At 69.6% G+C, this 20,210-nt stretch carries 25 protein-coding genes and 1 pseudogene; 14 read left to right on the top strand and 12 right to left on the bottom strand.

The annotated features are described in order from the left end of the window. Positions 1-173: 173 nt before the first annotated feature. Positions 174-983, bottom strand: coding sequence for a hypothetical protein (locus tag HFP15_RS19450; protein WP_168517624.1), 810 nt, complete (start codon positions 981-983; stop codon positions 174-176). Between the two features lie 354 nt (positions 984-1,337). On the opposite strand from HFP15_RS19450, the gene HFP15_RS19455 reads away from it, so the two are divergent. Further along, the gene (locus tag HFP15_RS19455; protein WP_168517626.1) at positions 1,338-1,889 is read left to right on the top strand and encodes an RNA polymerase sigma factor; all 552 of its coding nucleotides are present in this window, start codon (positions 1,338-1,340) and stop codon (positions 1,887-1,889) included. Here HFP15_RS19455 and HFP15_RS19460 read toward each other — a convergent pair. Continuing rightward, positions 1,886-3,052: a pyridoxal phosphate-dependent aminotransferase gene (locus HFP15_RS19460; RefSeq protein ID WP_168517628.1), complete on the bottom strand. Its 1,167-nt coding sequence runs from the start codon at positions 3,050-3,052 to the stop codon at positions 1,886-1,888. The two genes, HFP15_RS19455 and HFP15_RS19460, sit on opposite strands and share 4 nt — an antisense overlap. Before the next feature lie 29 nt (positions 3,053-3,081). Between HFP15_RS19460 and HFP15_RS19465 the strand changes: the two genes are divergently transcribed. After that, entirely contained in the window at positions 3,082-4,365 is a 1,284-nt protein-coding gene (locus HFP15_RS19465) for a DUF445 domain-containing protein (RefSeq protein WP_168517630.1), read from the top strand. Positions 4,366-4,372: 7 nt separating this feature from the next. Here HFP15_RS19465 and HFP15_RS19470 read toward each other — a convergent pair whose 3' ends face one another. Both HFP15_RS19470 and HFP15_RS19475 read right to left on the bottom strand, forming a co-directional pair. Beyond that, the gene (locus HFP15_RS19470) at positions 4,373-5,230 is read right to left on the bottom strand and encodes an SMP-30/gluconolactonase/LRE family protein (RefSeq protein ID WP_168517632.1); all 858 of its coding nucleotides are present in this window, start codon (positions 5,228-5,230) and stop codon (positions 4,373-4,375) included. Between the two features lie 182 nt (positions 5,231-5,412). Next, the gene (locus tag HFP15_RS19475) at positions 5,413-5,880 is read right to left on the bottom strand and encodes a CGNR zinc finger domain-containing protein (protein ID WP_168517634.1); all 468 of its coding nucleotides are present in this window, start codon (positions 5,878-5,880) and stop codon (positions 5,413-5,415) included. A gap of 86 nt (positions 5,881-5,966) precedes the next feature. On the opposite strand from HFP15_RS19475, the gene HFP15_RS19480 reads away from it, so the two are divergent. The 3 genes and pseudogenes from HFP15_RS19480 to HFP15_RS19490 form a co-directional block, all read left to right on the top strand. Then, the gene (locus HFP15_RS19480) at positions 5,967-6,326 is read left to right on the top strand and encodes a VOC family protein (protein ID WP_168517636.1); all 360 of its coding nucleotides are present in this window, start codon (positions 5,967-5,969) and stop codon (positions 6,324-6,326) included. Beyond that, complete coding sequence (locus HFP15_RS19485) at positions 6,314-6,466, top strand: hypothetical protein (protein ID WP_446680249.1); 153 nt, start codon at positions 6,314-6,316, stop codon at positions 6,464-6,466. Before HFP15_RS19480 ends, HFP15_RS19485 begins: the two co-directional genes overlap by 13 nt. A 28-nt stretch (positions 6,467-6,494) precedes the next feature. Beyond that, positions 6,495-7,004: pseudogene (locus HFP15_RS19490) on the top strand (nucleoside kinase); the annotation flags it as partial. Here the strand turns inward: HFP15_RS19490 and tgmC are convergent. Beyond that, the gene (gene tgmC / locus HFP15_RS19495; protein WP_168517638.1) at positions 6,938-8,083 is read right to left on the bottom strand and encodes an ATP-grasp peptide maturase system methyltransferase; all 1,146 of its coding nucleotides are present in this window, start codon (positions 8,081-8,083) and stop codon (positions 6,938-6,940) included. The pseudogene HFP15_RS19490 and the gene tgmC overlap by 67 nt on opposite strands. Before the next feature lie 101 nt (positions 8,084-8,184). Between tgmC and HFP15_RS19500 the strand changes: the two genes are divergently transcribed. The 5 genes from HFP15_RS19500 (at position 8,185) to HFP15_RS19520 (ending at position 11,711) form a co-directional block, all read left to right on the top strand. Beyond that, a complete protein-coding gene (locus tag HFP15_RS19500) occupies positions 8,185-8,625 on the top strand; it encodes a helix-turn-helix domain-containing protein (RefSeq protein ID WP_168517640.1) in 441 nt (146 codons plus the stop codon). Continuing rightward, positions 8,606-9,262, top strand: coding sequence for a hypothetical protein (locus tag HFP15_RS19505; protein WP_168517642.1), 657 nt, complete (start codon positions 8,606-8,608; stop codon positions 9,260-9,262). The genes HFP15_RS19500 and HFP15_RS19505 overlap by 20 nt, the downstream gene beginning before the upstream one ends. Before the next feature lie 109 nt (positions 9,263-9,371). After that, a complete protein-coding gene (locus HFP15_RS19510; protein WP_168517644.1) occupies positions 9,372-9,668 on the top strand; it encodes a DUF2516 family protein in 297 nt (98 codons plus the stop codon). A gap of 19 nt (positions 9,669-9,687) precedes the next feature. Further along, positions 9,688-10,236, top strand: a complete 549-nt coding sequence (locus HFP15_RS19515) for a YbaK/EbsC family protein (RefSeq protein WP_168517646.1) — start codon at positions 9,688-9,690, stop codon at positions 10,234-10,236. Next, positions 10,233-11,711: an aromatic amino acid lyase gene (locus HFP15_RS19520; protein WP_312871652.1), complete on the top strand. Its 1,479-nt coding sequence runs from the start codon at positions 10,233-10,235 to the stop codon at positions 11,709-11,711. Before HFP15_RS19515 ends, HFP15_RS19520 begins: the two co-directional genes overlap by 4 nt. Here HFP15_RS19520 and HFP15_RS19525 read toward each other — a convergent pair. Next, positions 11,647-12,387, bottom strand: a complete 741-nt coding sequence (locus HFP15_RS19525) for an ABC transporter permease (RefSeq protein WP_168517648.1) — start codon at positions 12,385-12,387, stop codon at positions 11,647-11,649. The two genes, HFP15_RS19520 and HFP15_RS19525, sit on opposite strands and share 65 nt — an antisense overlap. Then, positions 12,363-13,046: an ABC transporter permease gene (locus tag HFP15_RS19530; protein ID WP_168517650.1), complete on the bottom strand. Its 684-nt coding sequence runs from the start codon at positions 13,044-13,046 to the stop codon at positions 12,363-12,365. Before HFP15_RS19530 ends, HFP15_RS19525 begins: the two co-directional genes overlap by 25 nt. Before the next feature lie 91 nt (positions 13,047-13,137). On the opposite strand from HFP15_RS19530, the gene HFP15_RS19535 reads away from it, so the two are divergent. The 4 genes from HFP15_RS19535 to HFP15_RS19550 all read left to right on the top strand — a co-directional run bounded on the left by HFP15_RS19535 (position 13,138) and on the right by HFP15_RS19550 (position 16,559). Then, positions 13,138-14,052 carry an ABC transporter substrate-binding protein gene (locus HFP15_RS19535; protein ID WP_168517652.1) on the top strand — a complete coding sequence of 305 codons (915 nt, stop codon included), beginning with the start codon at positions 13,138-13,140 and terminating at the stop codon, positions 14,050-14,052. Between the two features lie 144 nt (positions 14,053-14,196). Beyond that, complete coding sequence (locus HFP15_RS19540) at positions 14,197-14,631, top strand: SRPBCC family protein (protein ID WP_168517654.1); 435 nt, start codon at positions 14,197-14,199, stop codon at positions 14,629-14,631. 81 nt (positions 14,632-14,712) lie between these two features. Next, on the top strand, positions 14,713-15,714 hold the full coding sequence (locus tag HFP15_RS19545) for an NADP-dependent oxidoreductase (protein ID WP_168517656.1): 1,002 nt from the start codon (positions 14,713-14,715) through the stop codon (positions 15,712-15,714). 89 nt (positions 15,715-15,803) lie between these two features. Continuing rightward, on the top strand, positions 15,804-16,559 hold the full coding sequence (locus HFP15_RS19550) for a hypothetical protein (protein WP_168517658.1): 756 nt from the start codon (positions 15,804-15,806) through the stop codon (positions 16,557-16,559). Here the strand turns inward: HFP15_RS19550 and purU are convergent. The 5 genes from purU to HFP15_RS19575 form a co-directional block, all read right to left on the bottom strand. Beyond that, the gene (gene purU, locus HFP15_RS19555; RefSeq protein WP_168517660.1) at positions 16,556-17,416 is read right to left on the bottom strand and encodes a formyltetrahydrofolate deformylase; all 861 of its coding nucleotides are present in this window, start codon (positions 17,414-17,416) and stop codon (positions 16,556-16,558) included. The two genes, HFP15_RS19550 and purU, sit on opposite strands and share 4 nt — an antisense overlap. A gap of 14 nt (positions 17,417-17,430) precedes the next feature. Continuing rightward, a complete protein-coding gene (locus tag HFP15_RS19560) occupies positions 17,431-18,147 on the bottom strand; it encodes a maleylpyruvate isomerase family mycothiol-dependent enzyme (RefSeq protein ID WP_168517662.1) in 717 nt (238 codons plus the stop codon). After that, positions 18,032-18,748 carry a DedA family protein gene (locus HFP15_RS19565; RefSeq protein WP_168517664.1) on the bottom strand — a complete coding sequence of 239 codons (717 nt, stop codon included), beginning with the start codon at positions 18,746-18,748 and terminating at the stop codon, positions 18,032-18,034. Before HFP15_RS19565 ends, HFP15_RS19560 begins: the two co-directional genes overlap by 116 nt. Next, entirely contained in the window at positions 18,741-19,421 is a 681-nt protein-coding gene (locus tag HFP15_RS19570; protein ID WP_168517666.1) for a lysophospholipid acyltransferase family protein, read from the bottom strand. Before HFP15_RS19570 ends, HFP15_RS19565 begins: the two co-directional genes overlap by 8 nt. A 77-nt stretch (positions 19,422-19,498) precedes the next feature. Next, positions 19,499-20,203, bottom strand: coding sequence for a GNAT family N-acetyltransferase (locus tag HFP15_RS19575; RefSeq protein ID WP_168517668.1), 705 nt, complete (start codon positions 20,201-20,203; stop codon positions 19,499-19,501). Between the last annotated feature and the right edge of the window lie 7 nt (positions 20,204-20,210).

Consider the following 20,210-nt stretch of genomic DNA (forward strand, 5'->3'; position numbering starts at 1 on the left):
CGGTCCCGGCGCCGCGGGGGCAACGCGGCGCCGGGACCAGGACCCGATCCGGCTAGGCGCGGTTAGCCGGCCGGGAAGACTGTGTACGCACATGAAAGAAACCCCGAAAAACTCGCTGTGGCCGCGAAGTTGATCTTGTTTTGGACGCGGATCGCCTGTGTCGCGAGGTGGGGTCAGTCGGGAGAGGTCGTGGGCAGCGCCGGATCCCGGCCGCTGTCTAGGAAAGTGGCGCGGCGCGGTGTGCCTGCGAGCAGCAGGTCGGCCGACGCCGCACGCGTGGTGAGGATCGCCGGCTGGTTCTTGGAGTTGCCGCCGTTGTCGTGGGACACGGTGACGCCGCACGTCTGGCCCTGCGGCTGGACGGGTGCGGGCACGGGAGCCTCGTCGCGGATCCGCACCGGGTTCGTGATCGCGCTGACCGGCGGGACCGCGGGCGCGCGCCGGGCATGCGACGGCTTCGGCACGGCGGCCTCACGGTGCGCGATCGGCGTCGACGGCGCCGGTGCGGCCTGGGCCGGCGCGGCGACGGCGGGCTTGCCCGTCTCGTGCACGACGACCGGAGCCCGCGTCACGTCCGCGCGCGTCTCGGTGGTGACCGTCTTCTGCTTGGTGGCAGGCGCGGTCACGGCGGCCACGGCATCGGTGGCGGGCCGCACGACCGTTTCGACCACCGGCGTCACCACCGTTTGGGTAGTGGCCGTGACGACGCCGGTCACGGTCTGGACCGTGCTCAGCGTCGTGCCGAGCACGGTGTCGACCGTGCCGGGCACCGTGTTGAGCGTGCCGCCGACCAGTTGCCCGAGCCCCCGCGCCGGGCCCGGCTGGGGAGCGGTGGTGGTGTCGTGCCCCGACGGCTCGTCGGCGGAGGCGGTCGATGCGCCCAGTGCCGCCGCGAGCAACCAGCCCGCGACCGCGAATCCGGCGGTGAGCATGAGCTTGGCCCACAGCGGCATGGTCCGGTGCGCGGAATCCGCGTTCCTCACCGCCACCACCGCCAATCGGGCCTACGCGTCACATGCCATGACTCGATCTTGTTTGAAATTTCATTTGGGCTGGTCATCCCGCACGCGGAGCCGGCCCCTTTCTAGCATTGCTGGCGAGTGTTTCACCTCGAAAGCTTGGGATCCACCCCGGACGGCCGAAAAGAGTTACCGGCTTGCGTGCATCCAAGCATAAGTTGATCACTCTGGGTATGGCATCTTGCGACACGAAACATGCGCCGTTTCGGCCGAGAACTACCCGATCCAGCGATGACCTGCGGTTTCCCGGATCCCGCTCGCACCGTGTCCCGTCTCAGTTCCGCACAGTGCCCGGCGGGGAGGTTAGGGGAGCGGATAGTGACCGAGACCGACATCGGAGAGCTGCTGACCCGCGCGCTGGGCGGCGATCAGGCGGCGTGGCGGTCGCTCGTGCGCGGATTGTCCGCGCTGGTGCTGCACATCGCCCGCTCGTACCGGCTGGGAGACGCCGACGCGCACGATATCTGCCAGAACACCTGGCTCACCCTCGCGCAACGGTCCAGCGCCCTGCGCGACCCGGCCAAGCTTCCCGGCTGGCTGGCGACGACCGCACGCAGACAGGCATTGCGCACGATCTCGGCGGCCCGCCGCGAAATCCCGTCCGACGGGCACGACGCGGTGGGCCCGCTTCCCTCGCCCGAGCACGCGGTGCTCAGCAGCGAACGCGACCGGGTGCTGTGGCGGGCCGTCGGCACGCTCCCGGAGCGGGACCGCACGTTGATCCGCCTGCTGGCGACCCAGCCGGAACTGACGCACACCCAGCTCGCGCAGCGGATCGGCGTCGCACCGGGCACGATCGGCCCGCTGCGCCGCCGCACGTTGGACCGCCTGCGCCGCGCGCTGGAGGCGCAGGGCTACGACCACGCCTAGCCGAGCTTGTGCAGGCGGTTGACGGCCTCGTCGAGCACCTCGTCGCGTTTGCAGAACGCGAAACGGAGTAAATGTTTCCAGTCGTCCGGATGGTCGGTGAAAACGTTCACCGGCACCGCGGCGACCCCGATCCGCTCGGGCAGCTGCCAGGCCAGCTCCGCGGCGTCGGTGAAACCCAGCGGCCGCACGTCCGCGCACACGAAATACGTGCCGGAGCTGGGCCGCACGGCGAATCCGGCCTCCGCCAGTCCCTTCGAGAGCCGGTCCCGTTTGGCCTGCAATGACTCCCGCAGCCGCCCGGCCCACGGCAACTCGTGGTCCAGCGCGTGCGCGACCGCGGGCTGCAGCGGTCCGCCCGAGACGAACGTCATGAACTGCTTCGCCGCCTTCACCGCGCCCACCAGGTCCGGCGTCGCGCACACCCAGCCGATCTTCCAGCCCGTGCAGTTGAACGTCTTGCCCGCGCTCGAGATCGACACCGTGCGCGTGCGCATTCCGGGAAACCCGGCCAGCGGCAGGTGCTCGGCCTCGTCGAACACCAGATGCTCGTACACCTCGTCCGTGATCGCGATGAGGTCGTTGCGCACGCAGACCTCCGCGATCACCGACAGCTCCTCGCGCGTGAACACCGTGCCCGTGGGATTGTGCGGCGAGTTCACCAGAATCGCCCGTGTGCTCGGGGTGACCGCGGCCCGCAGCGCGTCCGCGTCCAGCACGAACCGCCCGTTCGCACCCTCGACGAGGGAGATCACGCGGCGCGTCGCGCCGGCCATCGCGACCGCCGCCGCGTACGAGTCGTAGTACGGCTCGATGACGATGACCTCGTCGCCCGGCTCGGTCAGCGCGATCAACGCCGCCGTGATGGCCTCCGTGGCGCCCGCCGTGACGAGCGTCTCGGTGTCCGGATCGTAGGACAGGCCGTAGCGCTCCCGGTGCCTGGCGACCGCCCGCCGCAGCTCCGGCCGTCCAGGGCCCGGCGGGTACTGGTTGGCGCCGCCGAACAGCGCGTTCTTCGCCGCTTCCAGCATGCCGTCCGGGCCGTCGGTGTCCGGGAAACCCTGGCCGAGGTTGATCGCTTCGGTGCGCACCGCGAGCGCGGTCATCTCGGCGAAGATGGTCGAGGTGAACGGCCGCAGGCGGGGTACTAGAGGTGGTACGCGCATAATCCCCGATCCTCACGGACAATGGCGGTGTGGAGCAAATAACCCCGGCGGATCCGTTCGGTTCCCCGGCCAAGGAAGAGGCCAAGCGGCGCGGGCTGCGCAAGATGAAGCTGGTCGCGCTGTCGTTCCTGCTCGGCGCGACGGTGATCTTCCTGCTGACCAGCTGGGCGCAGGCGGCGGGCTGGCCGGCCTGGGTCGGGTATGTGAAGGCGGCGGCGGAGGCCGGCATGGTCGGCGCGCTCGCCGACTGGTTCGCGGTCACGGCGCTGTTCCGGCATCCGCTGGGGCTGCCGATCCCGCACACCGCGATCATTCCCAACAAGAAGGACATGCTGGGCGACAGCCTCGGCGACTTCGTGGGCACCAACTTCCTGTCCGAGTCCGTCGTGCGGGACAAGCTGCGCCGCGCACAGATCGCGAGCCGCGCCGGTGAGTGGCTCGCGCGGCCGGACAACGCCGAGCGCATGACCTCCGAACTCGCCACGATGGTGCGCGGGCTGGTCACCGTGCTGCGCGACGAGGACGTGCAGGCGGTGATGGAGCAGGCCGTCGTGCGCCGCATCGTGGACCAGCCGTGGGGGCCGCCGCTGGGCAAGCTGCTGGAGCAGGTGTTCACCGACGGCGCGCACTACAAGCTGGTCGATCTCATGTGCGATCGGGCCTACGAATGGGTTCGCGACAATCACGCCACGGTGCTGCGCGTCGTGTCGGAGCGTGCGCCGAGCTGGTCGCCGAAGTTCGTGGACGCGATGCTCGCGGACAAGGTCTACGGCGAGGTGCTGACGTTCGCGTGGGCGGTCAAGACCGACGTCAACCACCCGATGCGGCTGGCGTTGGACAAGTTCCTCGGCGAGTTCGCGCAGGACCTGCAGAAGGACCCCGAGACGATGGCGCGCGCCGAGCAGGTCAAGCAGCAGATCCTCGATCACCCCGATGTGCAGAAGCTGATCGGCTCGGCGTGGACGACGGCGAAGGGCATGCTGCTCAACGCCGCCGAGGACCCGTCGAGCGAGCTGCGGCTGCGGGTCCGCGACGGCCTGCGCGCACTGGGCGACCGGCTGGTCACCGACGAGAGCATGCGGTCCAAAGTGGACGGCTGGCTCGAAGGTGCCGCGGGATACGTGGTCAACAACTACTCGCGCGAGATCACCACGATCATCACCGACACCGTCGCACGCTGGGACGCGGAGGAGACGTCGCGCAAGGTCGAACTCCAGGTCGGCCGTGACCTGCAGTTCATCCGCATCAACGGCACCGTCGTCGGCGCGCTGGCCGGCCTGCTGATCTACACGGTGGCGCAGCTGCTGTTCTGAAGCGGCGTCAAACGCCTCCCGCGAATCGGTGTGCCGGCAAGCCGCGGCCGGAAACCTCGGCCGCGTAAAGGAGTCCGCCGCCCGGCGACTCGTGGTTGGCCGTTGTGATGTACAAAGTGGACAGCTCAGCCCCGCCGAACGCGCAGCTGGTCACGTACGGCGTCGGCACCTCGACGAGGGCCGTGGTCTCGCCGGTGCCCGGATCCAGCCGCCACACCTGGCCCGCGCCACGGACGGCGAGCCAGATGCCGCCGTCCTCGGCGACCGCCAGCCCACAGGGCATCCCCGTCTCGGCGGGTATCCGGCGCAGCAGCCGCGGCACGTGCAGATCGCCCGCGAAGACGTTGTATCGCCAGCCGGTGAGCGTTCCGGTGCCGCTGTCGACGTGGTAGAGCTCCCGGTTGTCCGGTGACCAGCCGATTCCGCTGGACATCGAGATCTTTTCCAGATGCGTGGTCACCGAACGCCGGGCCAGCCGGTACAGCGCGCCGCCGCGGCTGTCGTCGCGCACGGCGGATCCGGCCCAGCACCGGCCTCGCCCGTCGATCGCGGCGCTGTTCATGGAAACCGGCGGCTCGACGACATCGGCGAACTGCTCGATCCTCCCGCTGCGCGGATCGAGCCACGCGAAGCCGGTGCTGGTCACGGCGAGCAGGTCACCCGCCGCGCCGGGTTCGATCGCGGTCACGAGCACGGGCAGCGCGACGCTGGTGTGCCGCCCGCCGCGATCGAGTGTGTGCGGCCGCCGTCCGGGGACGTCCAGCCAGCGCAGGCCGATGTCGTTCTCCCACAGGGGCGACTCACCCAGCTCCGAGGCCACCTCCAGCACGGGCGTGGCCTTGACGCGGAGCTTCTGTGCCGACATGCCACCACCGGAGTCCGAGTTTCCTCAGTGAAACGTTCGTTTCAGCTTATCAAGGCACGTTGGGCCAACCGTTCGCGCCGCTCGGGTGATTGGCTGTCCACCGTGCTGAACTGCGGTTTTTCATGGTTGTCCACAGTTTCCCGGGTTATCCACAGTCCTTTTGTGGGTAACTCGTCCGGGGGTTACCGGCCGGTTCGCTCGCGCCAGGCGCGAGCCTTTTCGCGATTGCCGCACACCCGCATGGAGCACCAGGTGCGCGATCGGTTGCGCGAGCCGTCGAAGAACGCCCACCGGCAGTCGTCGGCGGGGCAGATCTTGAGGCGCTCCCAGTCGCCACGTACGACCAGCCGGCTCGCGGCCGCGAGTACCGCGCTGACCACGGTCGGCGCGACCAGTTCCGGCCCTGTGGCGCGGAGTTCGATCCGCACCGCGACGGACGGCGACGGCCCGGCCGCCAGGGGATCGCCGACGGCGCGCCGCAGCGCACTCCTCGCCTGCCGGGCGTCGTCGACGGGGTCGGGATCGAGGCCGCGGCCTGCGGCCCACTGTCGCCAGGTGGCGGCGTCGGCCAGTACGTCGGTGTCCCTGTCGACATCGACCGTGTTGAGGAAGTCCACGACGAGCGAGACGTCCTCGGGCGGTACCGGCACGTAACCAGTGTAAGCCGAATAGTGGTTGCGACCGGTCGTCGGTAACCCACATACTCGGTTCACCGGTTATCTGGAAGGAGCGACTGATGGTTCCCACCTTTGGCTGTGTCGTACTGGACTGCCCGGATCCGCTCAGCTTGGCCGAGTTCTACGCGGCGGTGCTCGACTGGTCCGAGCCGAAGGTTCAGCACGACGGGCACTGGGTGACGCTGACGGGCCCGACGGGCGTGGAGATCGCGTTCCAGCGCGTCGAGAACTACCGCGCCCCGGAGTGGCCGTCGCAGACCATGCCGCAGCAGTTCCACCTGGACCTGGACGTCAAGGACCTCGACGCCGGGCAGGAACGGGTGCTGGGCTTGGGTGCCAGGTTGCTGGACGACAAGCCCGAGACGTTCCGCGTCTACGCCGATCCCGCCGGGCACCCCTTCTGTCTGTGCGCCTGCTGAGGCGCGACTACGGCGGGCCGCCGCCCGCGTACCGGCCGGACTCGCCGCGTCCGTACCGCGGCCACTCCGGTTACGCGGACTCGCCCCGGCACTACCGCGGTCACCGCAAGGGGAGCTTCCTCGAGAACCTGTTCGACTAGATGCTCGACCCGAGGATCTGCCCGGCCTGCGGCGAAGTCCACGGTCGGCCCGCTGCTGCTCGAACGCCTTGGCGGGCAGGCCGTCGTGCTCGAACAGGACGTGCTGTGGACGGCCGGACTACGCGACGACGTCAACGGCCATCCGGCTTTTCGCGGTGCCTGGCTGCGAATGGCCGCGATGATCCACCAGAACGGCCGCCCGGTCGTGCTGTGCGGCACGGTCGTCCCACCGGAATTCGAGCCGCTGCCCGAACGCGCTCTGTTCTCGGCGATCCACTACCTGGCGCTGGTCGCCGATCCGGGCGCGCTCGCTCGCCGTCTTCGTGCCCGGCCCGCGTGGCGCCAATGGAACGAGCCGCGGATCGAGGAGACCCTGGAGTTCAACGACTGGCTCCGCGAACACGCCGGATCGCTGACCCCACGAGTGGATCTCCTCGACACGACGGACCTTTCCGTGAGGGAAGCGGTGGATCACCTGGCGGGCTGGGTCAGTTCCCAGCTGTGCTCGCCGTCCGGATCATCGAGCCAGAGTCGTTGATCCCTCGGCGTCACGGTCAGGCCGAAGCGTTCCCTCGTCGGTTCGCCGAGCGAGCGCCAATCCGCATGCGCCTCTTCGAGCAGATCCCACAACGCGCGCGGGCCGCCCTGGGTGACGTGGCCCGCTTCGTGCCGGGCCCAGGATCCGTCCGGGTGCAGCAGATACGTGGCGTCCGCGTCGTACACCGGCGCCACCTGGGGCAGCGCGAGCCCGGCGAAGAACTCGAACCGGCTCGACGGGTTGAGCACCGCCTGGATCGACAGCGTCGTCTCGCGTGGCCCGTTCCCGTCCGGGCCGCGTGCGGCCAGCAGCGTTTGGGCGTCCGCGAGCCGGTGTGCGCGCAGCGGCATGAACCGGCCGTCGCGGGGCAGTACGCGGCCGTGTGCGGTGCCGTCGGTACCGACCGTGACGCGGACCAGGCCCGCGCCGATCGGCCGGTTCAACGTCGTCACGATGAAGCCGCCGGGCACCGTTTGCTCCAGCCAGGCCGCCGGAATCCGCGAGACCGCGCACGTGCACAACACCCGGTCGTACGGCGCGTGCGCCGGAAAACCGCGCTCACCGTCGCAGGTCGCGCACGCGGGGTGATAGTCGCACGAGCGCAGGCGTGCTCGTGCCTTGCGCACCAACCCGTCATCGATGTCTACTGTGGACACATTCGCGGATCCGAGGCGGTGGCAGAGCAATGCGGCGTTGTAGCCGGTACCGGTACCCACCTCCAGCACGCGGTTCCCGTCCTCGACGAGCAGCTCCTCGAGCATGATCGCCATGATGGAAGGCATGCTGGACGAACACGTCGGTACTCCCCGCACCGGGCCGTCGCGCCGGGCCACGTGCCATAAGCCGGGATCGCCGTCGAGTTGAGTGACCAGCACCCGATCGGAGTAGACCGTGGCGAGCCAGCCGGGGTCCTGATGGGCGACCGCGGCCCAGCCGCCGGCCTCCGCGACGAAGAACCTCGGCACGAAGACATGCCGGGGGACCTGGGCGAACGCGGCGGCCCACGCCGGGTCGGCGATCGCACCGGCCTGGCGAATCGAGTCCACGAGCCGTCGCCGTCGGCGCGCGGCGCTCCGCATTCACTCACCTTAGAGCGTGACTCAAGTCACCACCTAAGGTTGCAAGCAGGGTGCTTGCAATTGCTAGCAGTAGGGCGTACCTTGGGAGGTGTCGCGAGGAGATGAGCCAGATGCCTGAGGACGGCTCGCAAGCCGGGCCGATCGAGAAGGTCGGTCACATCGCTTCCGACATCGGTGAGTACATCCGCCAGCAACGCAACAACGCGAAGATCTCGTTGCGGCAGCTGTCGAAGCTCGCCGGCGTGTCAAATCCATACCTGAGCCAGATCGAGCGCGGGGTCCGCAAGCCCAGCGCGGAAATCCTGCAGCAGATCGCCAAGGGGCTGCGGATCTCCGCCGAGGCGCTGTACGTGCAGGCCGGAATTCTCGATCTGCCCACCGGCGGCCCGGTGCCCGACGCGATCCGCGCGGACACCGAACTCACCGAGCGGCAGAAACAGATCCTGCTCGATGTCTACGAATCGTTCCGCCGCGAGAACGAAAACGACAAGACGCCAACTCCCCTCAAGGAGAGTGAAGATCATGACGAACACCAGGACTGAGGACGTTCGCAAGACCCTGAACACGGCCGTCGAGCAGCTCCGCACGTCGCTGCTGGCCGCGCTGGGCGCAGGCAACCTCGCCACCCAGGCGGTGACCGACGCGGTGTCCAAGGCCCGCACGCGTGTCACCGAGAGCGGTGAGGTCGCCCGCAAGAACATCGAGGAGCTGCCCAACGAGGTCACCACGCTCCGCGAGAAGCTCGACCCGGCCGAGCTGCGCAAGCTCGTCGACGACTACACCGAGGCCGCACTCAAGCTGTACAACCGGCTGGCCGAGAACGGCGAGCAGGCGTGGGACAAGTTCGCCGCCGAGCCGCGCGTGAAGGCCGTGCTGGAGCAGGTCGAGGAGGTCCTGAAGACGACTCAGGACCGCGTCGGAGAGGTGAGCCAGGAGGCCCGCGAGCGCGTCGAGGACGTGCTGGGCCTGGTCGCCAAGAAGACCCGCACCGGTAGCGAGAAGGTCGCCGAGGCCGGCGAAGAGGTCGCCGAGAAGATCGAGGAGGAGGCGCCCGAGACCAAGCCGGCGCCCAAGACCACCACGGCTTCGCGCACCACGACCAGCAGCACCACCACGCGCCGCACCACCGCGGCGAAGAAGCCGGCGACCGGCTCCACCACCCCCAAGACCACCAAGTAAGCGGTCCTGTTCGAACGGCCCGTCCGGCACCCGTGTGCCGGGCGGGCCGTTCGTGGCATTCTGGACACACGTGAAAGCTTGTGATGGTGAAGGGACGTAGGCTGGGATCGTGCCGCTAATCGCGCAATGGATCATGATGGTCATCGGCTGGGCCGGGACTCTTGCGGGGCTCGGCGCCTTCATTCACGCCCTGCTGCAACGTTCCGACGCGTTCACCGCCGCCGACCGCAAGACCAAACCCATCTGGCTGGGCATCACCGGCGCGGGCACGGTCGCCATGGGCCTGTTCGGATTCGGTGGCGCCGGCACGCTGTTCTGGCTCGCCGGGATCGTCGCGGTGCTGGTGTACCTGGTCGACGTCCGGCCCAAGCTCATCGAAGTCCAGCGCGGCGGCAAGAACTGGTGATTGGCTAGCCTTGCGCGTCATGAGGAACTGGACCATCGCGGGCACCCTGACCGTCGAGGTCGCGGCCGAGCGGCCCGATTTGCTCGCCGAGCCGGTGGCGAAGGCACTCGCGAGGGTCGGGGGCGAAGCCGGAGTCGTGGCGATCGATCCCGAACTCGCCGACACTGCGGCCTTCTGCGAGGCCTACTCGTCGCCGATGTCCGCCTCCGCGAACTGCGTCGTCGTCGCGGGCAAGCGCGCCGGTGAGGTGCGCTACGCGGCCGCGCTCGTGCTGGCCACGACGCGCGCCGACGTCAACGGCGTGATCAAGCGGCGGCTGGACGTGCGTAAGGCGTCGTTCGCACCGATGGACGAGGCCGTCGAGCTGACCGGCATGGCATACGGCGGCATCACGCCCGTCGGCCTGCCCGCCGACTGGCCGATCCTGATCGACAAGGCGGTCGCCGACTCGCCCGAACTCGTTATCGGCAGCGGTGTCCGTGGCGGCAAGCTGCTGGTCACCGGGGAGCTGCTCAGCTCGCTGCCGGGGGCGGAAGTCATCGAAGGCCTCGCCAAAGCGGCCGGGTGACCGTGTTCGTCCGCGCCGCGGGCGATCTGGAGCCGGATCTCGTCCGCCGGATCGCCGAGGGTGCGCAGGTGCGGCTGGACGCCGGGTTGATGGCGTCGGTCGCGGCGCAGCGTTCCCGGGTCCTCACCGCTCTGTCGGCAGGGGAACCCGTCTACGGCGTCAACACCGGTGCCGGGCGGTTCGCGGGCACGAAGCTCACCGCGCGGCAGCAGGCCGACCACCAGTCGCGGCTGCTCGTCGGCCGCTCGGTCGGCGGGCCGCCGTGGTTGCCCGAGCGGGATGTCCGTGCGTTGTTCGCCGTGCGGCTGCGCGGGCTGCTCTCACCGGAAACCGGTGCCAGCGCGGAGGCCGCACGGTTTCTCGTCGAGCGGCTGAACGACGGATTCGTGCCCGCCGTGCCGCGCGGCGGTTTCGGCTCGGCGGGCGAGATCATCCCGCTCAGCCACGCGTTCCAGACGTTCCTCGGCGTGGGAACGGTGCTGGCCGGCGGCGCGGAGCTGCCCGCCGCGGAAGCGTTGGCGCAACGGGGAGTCCGGCCGTACCGGCCCGGCCCGAAGGAGGGCATGACCTTCCTGCAGGGCTCGCCGATGGCCACCGCGCACGCGCTGCTGCGAGCCGCCGAAGGCGCGCACGTCGTGGACCTTCAGCTCGTGGCCTGCGCGATGACGATCGACGCGATGGGTGCCCCGCGCGCCGGCTACCGGCCCGAGCTGGCCGGACCCGATGAGGTGCTCGCCGACGTGCTTCGCGAGGTCGGCGAACTGGTGAAAGGCTCGGTGGTCCGGGATCTCGTGCAGGCGCCGGTGTCGGTCCGGGTCGGCCCGCAAGCGCTTGCGCACGCCCGGCGAACGCTGCGCGAACTCGACGCGGCCGCGTCCCGGATGCTGGCCGCACCTACCGATTCACCCGCGTTCGTCGGCGGCGAGTTCGTGTCCACCGCGGGTTTTCACGCGGCCGAACCGGGACTTCGGATGGACGCGGCGACGGCCGCGCTCGCGCACGTCGGCGAGGTCAGCGTGCAGCGCATGCACCGGCTGCTCGATGGACGCTTCAGCGGGCTGCCCGACCAGCTCACCCCGGACCAGGGCCCGCAGGCCGGGCTCACCGTGGTGCACAAGCGCGCCGTCGGTGAGCTGCACGCGCTGCGCCGCCTTGCCACACCCGCGACACTGGGCACGCTCGACACGTCGGCGGGACAGGAGGACGTGCAGGCGTTCGCGTGCGCCGCGGGCGAAGAGCTGCGGACCGCGATCGACCTGCTGCTGACGATCACGGCTTGTGAGCTGATGATCGCGCACCAGGCGCACGTGCTCCGCGACAAGCCGGGCGCGCCCGCGTTGCGCGAACGGTACCGGCGCGTCGGCGAACTGGTGCCCCCGGCGCTCGAAGACCGGCCGCTCGGGCCGGAGATCACAGCACTTGCGGCTGCCTTGCGTTCTCGACGTGCAGACCTTTCGGCACGGCCAGCCGGGTGATCAGCGTGAACACGCCCTCGCAGACCAGCGCGAGCACGATCACCGCGACACCACCGGCCAGGATCTCGCCGTAGCCGCCACGACCCTGCGCGAAACCGTCCACAATGTACCGGCCGAGTCCGCCGCCGTCGTTGACGATCGCGCCGATCGCCACCGTCGCGACGAGCTGCAGGAACGCCACCCGCGCACCGGCGAGGATCACCGGCAGCGCCAGCGGCAGCTCGATGCCGAACATGATCTGCCGTTCCCGGTACCCCGAACCGCGTGCCGCGTCCACCGCGTCCGGCTCGACCGAGACGACACCCGCGTAGGTGTTGGTGAACAGCGGCGGCAGGGCCAGCGCCACCAGCGCGACCAGCAGCGGCCAGAACGACGTGTTCAGCTCCCACCGGCTGGCCAGGTACCAGAACAGGATGATCAGCCCGAAGCTCGGAATCGCCCGGCCGAGGTTGACCACCGTGCTCGACAGGAACGCGCCGCGCCGGTAGTGCGCGAGCCACAGCGCGGGCGGGATCGCCAGTGCCGCGGCCACGACGAGTGCCAGCGCCGAGAACTCCAGATGTTGGATCGTCCGGTACGGGATGCCCGCGGGGTCGGTCCAGCTCCACCGGTCCGGCTCGCCGAGCCAGGCCCACGCCTCGCTGAAGATGCTCACGCGCGCCCCTTCCGCGCCCACGGTGCCAGCGCCTTTTCCGACACCCACAGCAGAAAGTCCACGACCACGGCGAGCGCGATCGACAGCACGATGCCGACGATGATCGCGGTCGGGTTCGGCGTCGTGGTCTGGATGCCTTGGCGGATGAAGTAGCCGAGCCCGCCCATGCCGAGCATCGAGGTGACCGTGACGAGACCGATCGTGGTGACGGCCGCGACCCGCAGCCCGGCGATCACGACCGGCAGTGCCAGCGGCAGCTCGACTTTGACCAGCAGCTTCGTCCTCGTGAAGCCCATGCCGACGGCGGCCTCACGGACCTCGCCGGGCACCTGCTGGATGCCCGTCACGATGTTGCGCAGCAGGATCAGCAGGGTGTATGTCGCGAGCGGGATCACCGCCGTGGTGAACGACAGCCCGAAGAACGGTACGAGCAGCGCGAACGCGCCGAGGCTCGGAATCACGTACAGCGTGCCGGTGCCCGCCAGCGCGACGGCGTAGAACCAGCGCCAGCGCAGCGAGAGCATCGCCAGCGCGACCGAGACGACCAGTCCGATGGCGAGCGCGGCGGCGGTCAGCGCCAGATGCTCGCCGAGCCGTTCGACGATGTGTTCGGCGTTGCGCTCCACCCAGCGCCACTCGAACAGCGGCCGGTTGGATTCGGCCAGCACGTATTCGCCCACGGGCCGAGCATAAGGGCACGTCCCGGCATGTGGTTTCTGTCGGTGGTCGCCGCTAGGGTCGGTGCGTCATCGTTGCGAGAGGGTGGGGATCATGCGCTGGACCAGTGGTTTCAAGCTTGCTGCCGTCGCCGCGGCGGCGGTTCTCGGGCTTGCCGCTTGCGGGGGAGGCGGCGGTCAGCAGGCCGCGGCGAGCAAGGGCGGCAATCCGATCGTCGTCGCGTCGTTCAACTTCACCGACAGCCAGATCCTCGCCGAGCTGTACTCGCAGGCGCTGGAGGCCAAGGGCTACCCGGTCCAGCGCAAGTTCAACATCGGCTCGCGTGAGCTGGTGTACCCGTCGCTGAAGTCCGGTGAGCTGCAGTTCATCCCCGAGTACCAGGGCGCCGCGATCAGCACCGGCTTCAACGAGCAGGCCCCGAAGGACGCCGATTCCGAGCACGCGAAGCTCGCGGAGCTGTTCGCGCCTTCCGGCATCTCGTTGCTGAACTACGCGCCCGCGGAGAACAAGAACACCTACATCATGAAGGCCGACACGGCCAAGGCCCAGGGCATCACCAAGATCAGCGACCTCAAGAAGCTGGACAAGGTCGTGCTCGGCGGCCCGCCGGAGTGCGGCACGCGTGCGAACTGCTTCGTCGGTTTCCGTGACACCTACAAGCTGAACGTCACGTTCCAGAGCATCCAGGAGGCCGGCCCGCGGCTGGAGCAGCTGAAGTCCGGCGCCGTCACGGTCATCCCGGTGGACTCGGTCAGCCCGCCCACCGCCGACCCGGCCTACACGGTGCTGCAGGACGACATGAACATCGTGGCCACGGAGAACATCGTGCCCGCGGTGAACAAGAAGGTGCTCGACGAGCGCGGCGCGGACTTCGCCAACACGGTCAACGCGGTCAGCGCGAAGCTCACCACGTCGGAGTTGCGCGATCTGAACAAGCAGGTCGACTCGGACGGTGACGCGGTCGCGGATGTGGCGAAGGACTGGCTGGGCAAGCAAGGGCTGCGCTGATGCCAATCCGGCCGGAAGTAGCCCAGACAGCCTGACCGCAGGCGACCTATGTGAGGCGGACAGCCGTGGCTGTCGGTCGGATTGGCGTCGATGGGAGCAGCGCTAGAGTCGGGGCCATCACGACTACTACCTCGGGGAGTAATGATGGCTAAGGTCACGGCCACCGCGGAACGGACGATCAACGCGCCGGCGGAGAAGGTGCGCGCGCTCGTCGCCGACTACGCCGACACGCGGCCGAAGATCCTGACCGAGCACTACCGCGACTACGAGGTCACCGAGGGCGGCACCGGCGCGGGCACGAAGGCGCGCTGGAAGCTGCAGGCCACGTCGAAGCGCGTGCGCGACGTCGCGGCCACGGTCACCGAGCCTGCGCCCGGTACCCTGGTGGAGACCGACGCGAACTCCAGCATGGTCACCACGTGGACGGTCAGCGGCAGCGGTGACCGCAGCATCGTGCGGATCGAGACCACGTGGCAGGGCGCGGGCGGGATCGGCGGCTTCTTCGAGAAGACGTTCGCGCCGGGCGGGCTCAAGCGCATCTACGAGGGTGTGCTGGGCAAGCTCGCCGATCTGGTGTAAGGCGAGCCACAAAGCGGAATTACCGCCCCGGTTCACCGTGTTGTGCCCATGGATGTGCACGACGACGTTGGGAGTCGCCCCATGACCACTGGCACCGAGATCCGGCTGGCATCCCGGCCGACCGGCTGGCCGATGCTGGACAACTTCTCCATCGCAGACGTTGAGGTGCCGCGGCCCGGCCCTGGGCAGCTGCTGGTGCGCAACGTGGAGATCAGCGTCGATCCGTACATGCGCGGCCGGATGAGCGCGGCGAAGTCGTATGTCGCGCCGTTCGAGGTCGGCAAGGTCATGGAGGGCGGCGCCGTCGGTGAGGTGCTGGAGTCCACTGTGGACGAGTTCAAGCCCGGCGACCACGTGCTGCACGGTCTCGGCTGGCGCACCCACGCCGTGGTCGACGCCAAGCGTGCGTCCAAAGTGGATCCGGATGCCGCGCCGTTGAGCACGTACCTCGGTGTGCTCGGCATGACGGGCCTGACCGCCTACGCGGGCCTGTTCGAGGTGGCCGGTTTCCGGGCGGGCGACACGGTGTTCGTGTCCGGTGCGGCGGGCGCGGTCGGCTCGGTGGTCGGCCAGCTGGCGAAGCTGAAGGGCGCCAAGCGTGTCATCGGCAGCGCGGGTTCCGGCGAGAAGGTGCGGTATCTGACCGAGGAACTGGGTTTCGACGCGGCATTCAACTACAAGGACGGCCCCGTCGCCGACCAGTTGAAGGCCGCCGCACCCGACGGCATCGACGTGTACTTCGACAACGTCGGCGGCGAACACCTCGAGGCCGCGATCGCGAGTGCGAACCTGCACGCCCGCTTCGCGATCTGCGGCATGATCTCGATCTACAACGCGACGGAGCCGCCCGCGGGCCCGCGCAACCTGATGCAGGTGGTCGGCAAGCGCCTCACCATCCGCGGCTTCCTCGTCGGCGACCACTACGACCTGCAGAACCAGTTCGTCACCGAGGTGGCCCCGCTGGTCAAATCCGGCAAGCTCCGCTACTCGGAAACCGTCGTCGACGGCATCCGGCAGGCACCCCAGGCGTTCCTCGACCTGCTCCGGGGCGCCAACACCGGCAAGATGCTGGTCCGGGTCTAGTCCGACGGCTGCCTACGCCGTCGGTCGTACGAGCCGGTCGCGCCTGTGGGCGGACGAGAAACCGCGGCGTCGCGCCGAAACTGGGCGTCATGACGCTTCAGGAACTCCGGCGAACCGGCGTGCGCCCCGTCGAACGCGTCGCGTACCTCCTCGGTGCGGTGCTTTTCGCCAGTGGGCTGGTCCACCTCGTGGTGCTGGTCGTTTCCGGCACCACGTGGGAGGGGCCGCTGTCCTACCGCAAGGCGATGACGTTCGGGCTGTCGTTCGGCCTCACGCTCGCGACCCTGGCCTGGGTGACGTCGTTCCTGCGCATGAACGACCGGTGGCGGAACCTGCTGCTGGGCGCTTTCACAGCGGTCAGCGTGGTCGAGACCACGCTCGTGACCATGCAGGCCTGGCGTGGTGTCCCGTCGCATTTCAACTTCGAGACCGGCTTCGACACGGCGGTCTCGATGATGCTCGCCGCAGGCGGCGGCGTGATCATCCTGACCGTCCTCGGCTTCACGGTCGCCGCGCTGCGAACGTCGAGCGGACTGGCGCCGAGCATGCTGCTGGCGCTGCGCTTCGGACTGTTCGTGCTGCTCGTCTCGCTCGGCGTCGGCGCGCTGATGATCGCCGACGGCGTGCGCCTCGCGCGCGGCGGCCAACCCGAGCTCGCGTACACCACCGCCGGCGGCCTGAAGCCCGTCCACGCCGTGGCGATGCACGCGATCCTCGTCGTACCCGCACTCGCGTGGCTGCTGCGCTTCACCACGTGGACCGAACGGCGCAAGACCCGCGTGATCGGCGCCGTCGCCGCGGGCTACGCGCTCGTCGTCGCCGCCACGTGGCTGGTGTTCGGCTAGAACACCACCGTCCGGTTGCCGTGGACCAGGACGCGGCCTTCCAGATGCCACCGCAGGCCCCGCGCCAGGGTGACCTTCTCGATGTCGCGGCCCTTGCGCACCAGGTCGGGCACGCTGTCGCCGTGGTCGACGCGGATTACGTCCTGCTCGATGATCGGGCCCGCGTCGAGGTCCGCGGTCACGTAGTGGCACGTCGCGCCGATCAGCTTGACGCCGCGCCGGTGCGCCTGGTGGTAGGGCCGCGCGCCGACGAACGACGGTAGGAAGCTGTGGTGGATGTTCACCGCCCGGCCGGTCCACTCGGTGCACAGGTCCGGCGGCAGGATCTGCATGAACCGCGCCAGCACCACCGCATGGGGGTCGTGCTCGTCGACCAGCTTCCGCACCTCCGCGAACGCCGCCGCCTTGTCACCGGGCGGGAAGGGCACGTGATGGAACGGGATCCCGTGCGCCCGCGTGATCCCCGCCAGCGAGTCGTGGTTGCCGATCACCGCGCGCACGTCCACGTCCAGCTCGCCGGAGGCCACCCGGCCCAGCAGGTCGTAGAGGCAGTGCCCCTCCTTCGACACGAGGATCACCACCCGCCGCCGCTCGGCGGTGTCCTCCACCCGCCAGTTCGACTCCGCCGACAGCGACGCCGCCACCTCGGCGAAGCGCGCCCGCAGCTCGTCCACCCCGAACGGCAGCGAGTCGGCCCGCACCTCCTGCCTGGTGAAGAACCAGCCGGTGTCCAGATCCGTGTGATAGGCCGCCTCGACGATCCAGCCGCCGGCATCAGCCAGGAACGACGACACGCGCGCGACGATGCCGGTGCGGTCGGGACAGCCAAAGGTGATCACATAACGTCGTTCGGACACCCGGCCATTGTCGCTCACGGCCCCGCGAGCGGCTCCAACAGCGCCGTGTTCCCGGTGACCTTCGCCTCGCTCGGGCGCCGCCAAACCCGCCGGTAGACCGCGTCGGCGGTACCGGCGATCACCACGTCACCGTCGAGTCCGCCGTCCTCGACACGCGGCGCCGACCCCGGCTCCAGTACGACCGTCCACGTCCGCCCGGCGTCGGCCGCGTGCACCACGACCGAACCCGCCGCCCTCGACTGCGACCAGTCGCCGCGCGTCGGCACGAGCCACGCGAGCAGCTCGTCGATGCCGTCCGCGGCGAACTCCGAGTCGAACAGCAGCGACGGCGCCGGGCCGCACGCCAGCTCGGCGTCCAGCCGGTGGATCGCCGCCTCATGGGCCTGCCGTCGCGCCCATGAGCCCGTGACCTGCGGATACCGGGTGAACGGCAGCCACGCCGGCACGTCCGGATCGGTCAGCCCCTCGATCATCTCCGTCCGCTGCTCGTCCCACCACGGCAGCAGCTCGTCCCATGCCTGTGGTGGCCGGTCGGCCTTGACGTCGCGTCCGCTCGGATCGGCCAGCGACTTGCGCACCCACGACTGCACCCGCGCGAGATGCGCGACGAGCCTGCTAACGGTCCAGCCCGGACAGCTCGGCACCTCCGCGTCGGGCCCCGCGGTCAACGCCGCCGCCCGCAGGGAGTCGCACTGTTTCCCGATCGCCGTGAGGAAGTCCGCGTGCCGCATACCGGGAGCGTAACCGCCGTGCGACCTCGATGACGCCGACCATGAGCAAACCGATGGCGAACGAGAGCAGCAGCCCCTTGTGTGGTTCGTCGGTGAAGCTCGCGCCGCCGATGCATCCGATGAGCACGCTGTACACGGCCCAGATCGACGTGCCCAGCGCGTCCAGCGCGATGAACCGCGCCCACCGCACCCCCATGCTTCCGGTCGCCAGCCCGGTCGCGACGCGCCCGCCGGGAAGGTAACGGGCGGCCACGATCAACAGCGCACCGTGCCGCTCCAGCTGTGTCCGCGCCCAGTCGTAGCGCGCCTGCCCCTTCTCGCCGCGCTGCAGCACGTTCAGCACCCGTGGCCCCGCGCGACGGCCGATCCAGTGCGACAAGCAGTCGCCCAGCAGCGCGCCGACCGAGGCGATCACCGCGAGCAGCGCCAGCCTCGGCAGATCGACGCCGAGCAGGACGGCGACCGTGACGACCGTTGTTTCGCTCGGCATGAACGGCAGCAGCGCGTCCAGTCCGGCGACCGCGAACACGATCAGCCACAGCCACGGCGAGTCCAGCGTGCTCTGCAGCAGCTCCGTGATCCGGCTCAGCAGCTCAAACATAGGCGGCCTGACGCACGCTCAGCTCGGCTCGCGCGGCCAGTTCCCGCCGGTCACCGTCGGGGTCGAGCGCGGGATGCGCGGTGAGCCGGACTTCGAGCCCATCGGCACGGCTGATCCGGTTGAGCGAGGTCGCCAGTGTCTCGTCCCCGACGAAAGCCGCGGCGGTCGACGGCTCGCCGTCCTGCCGGTATTCCAGCGTCACCGGCCGGATCGGCGCCCCCGCATCGATCGCCGCCTGGAACGCGGCGCGCCGGAACTCACCGGGACCGCAGCGTCCGCACCACGTGGTGCCCTCCGGGAAGACGACGACCGACCGGCCGGCGCGCAACGTGGCCGCGATCCCGGCGACGGCCTCCGGCAGCCGCCGCATTTCGCGCCGGTCCACGAAAACCGTGCCGCAGCGGGCCGCGAGCGAACCGATCAACGGCCACGTCCTGACCTCGTGTTTGGCGAGGAAGGCGGTCGGCTCGACGGCGATCGCGGCGACGATGTCCAGCCAGGACACGTGGTTGGCGACGACGAGCGTGCCCGTCTCGCCCGGCACGCTCAGCCGTTCGCTGTTCGTGCTCAGCCCGATCCCCAGCTCGTCCAGCAACCGCCGCGCCGAGGTGCGAAGGTCCGCACGGCGGCTCGCCCCGGTCAGTACCGAGGTCACCGCGGCCCATCTGCGCACTGCTTGGATTCTGGTCACCGCAGGTCGCGGCAAGGTGACGCAGCGCGGTGTACACGGTGAATAGATGGCCCACGGGTTCATCTGCCGTCTCCGAAGAAGTAACGCCGGTAGCGCTCACCGATCCGCTCGAGTGACAGGAGCGTGAAGAGGTCCGCGACCTCGAACTCCGGGTCGTAGGCGGGCGGGCCGCAGATCCACGCGCCGATCCGCAGGTAGCCGCGCAGCAGCGGGGGCACCTCGGCGTACGTGCGGTGTGCGCCGCGCTGCCGGGGGATCCACGGGTGGTGCGGCGTCACGCGCAGCTCCGGCGGCGCGAGATGCTTCTCCCTGGCCAGCGACCACGTCGTACCGGCGGCGACGCCCCCGTCGGCCAGCGACACCGACGCGCAACCGCCCAGGTGGCGGTACCCGGCGTCGCGGACGTAGCGGGCCATCGTCGACCACATCAGGGTGATCACCGCGCCCGTGCGGTGCTCGGGATGCACGCACGACCGGCCGATCTCGACCAGCTCCGGCCGCAGCGGATCCAGTGCGCCGAGGGCGAATTCCCCTTGCGAATAAAGCTTTTCGCTCCGGCCGGGCAACAACATGCGATAGGTGCCGACCACCTGGTCGTCGTGCAGCACCGCGAGGTGCTCGCAGATCTCGTCGAACTCGTCGGCGTCGTCCTCGGTGCCGAATTCGGCGGCGAAGACGTGCTGCCGCAAGGACTGGCAGGCTCGGACGAGGTCTGGATCTCTGGTGACGACGGCGCGATAACGGGTCGCGGTGAAGGTTGTCATGCGGCGA

This window comes from Amycolatopsis acididurans, from assembly GCF_012328925.1.
Taxonomy (GTDB): Bacteria; Actinomycetota; Actinomycetes; order Mycobacteriales; family Pseudonocardiaceae; genus Amycolatopsis_E; species Amycolatopsis_E acididurans.

Excerpts from the sequence above, each read along its gene's own strand:
- HFP15_RS19460 (WP_168517628.1), bottom strand. The coding sequence starts at position 3,052 with ATGCGCGTACCACCTCTAGTACCCCGCCTGCGGCCGTTCACCTCGACC.
- HFP15_RS19470 (WP_168517632.1), bottom strand. The coding sequence starts at position 5,230 with ATGTCGGCACAGAAGCTCCGCGTCAAGGCCACGCCCGTGCTGGAGGTG.
- HFP15_RS19480 (WP_168517636.1), top strand. The coding sequence starts at position 5,967 with ATGGTTCCCACCTTTGGCTGTGTCGTACTGGACTGCCCGGATCCGCTC.
- tgmC (WP_168517638.1), bottom strand. The coding sequence starts at position 8,083 with ATGCGGAGCGCCGCGCGCCGACGGCGACGGCTCGTGGACTCGATTCGC.
- HFP15_RS19500 (WP_168517640.1), top strand. The coding sequence starts at position 8,185 with ATGAGCCAGATGCCTGAGGACGGCTCGCAAGCCGGGCCGATCGAGAAG.
- HFP15_RS19505 (WP_168517642.1), top strand. The coding sequence starts at position 8,606 with ATGACGAACACCAGGACTGAGGACGTTCGCAAGACCCTGAACACGGCC.
- HFP15_RS19515 (WP_168517646.1), top strand. The coding sequence starts at position 9,688 with ATGAGGAACTGGACCATCGCGGGCACCCTGACCGTCGAGGTCGCGGCC.
- HFP15_RS19535 (WP_168517652.1), top strand. The coding sequence starts at position 13,138 with ATGCGCTGGACCAGTGGTTTCAAGCTTGCTGCCGTCGCCGCGGCGGCG.
- HFP15_RS19540 (WP_168517654.1), top strand. The coding sequence starts at position 14,197 with ATGGCTAAGGTCACGGCCACCGCGGAACGGACGATCAACGCGCCGGCG.
- HFP15_RS19545 (WP_168517656.1), top strand. The coding sequence starts at position 14,713 with ATGACCACTGGCACCGAGATCCGGCTGGCATCCCGGCCGACCGGCTGG.
- HFP15_RS19550 (WP_168517658.1), top strand. The coding sequence starts at position 15,804 with ATGACGCTTCAGGAACTCCGGCGAACCGGCGTGCGCCCCGTCGAACGC.
- HFP15_RS19560 (WP_168517662.1), bottom strand. The coding sequence starts at position 18,147 with ATGCGGCACGCGGACTTCCTCACGGCGATCGGGAAACAGTGCGACTCC.
- HFP15_RS19565 (WP_168517664.1), bottom strand. The coding sequence starts at position 18,748 with ATGTTTGAGCTGCTGAGCCGGATCACGGAGCTGCTGCAGAGCACGCTG.
- HFP15_RS19575 (WP_168517668.1), bottom strand. The coding sequence starts at position 20,203 with ATGACAACCTTCACCGCGACCCGTTATCGCGCCGTCGTCACCAGAGAT.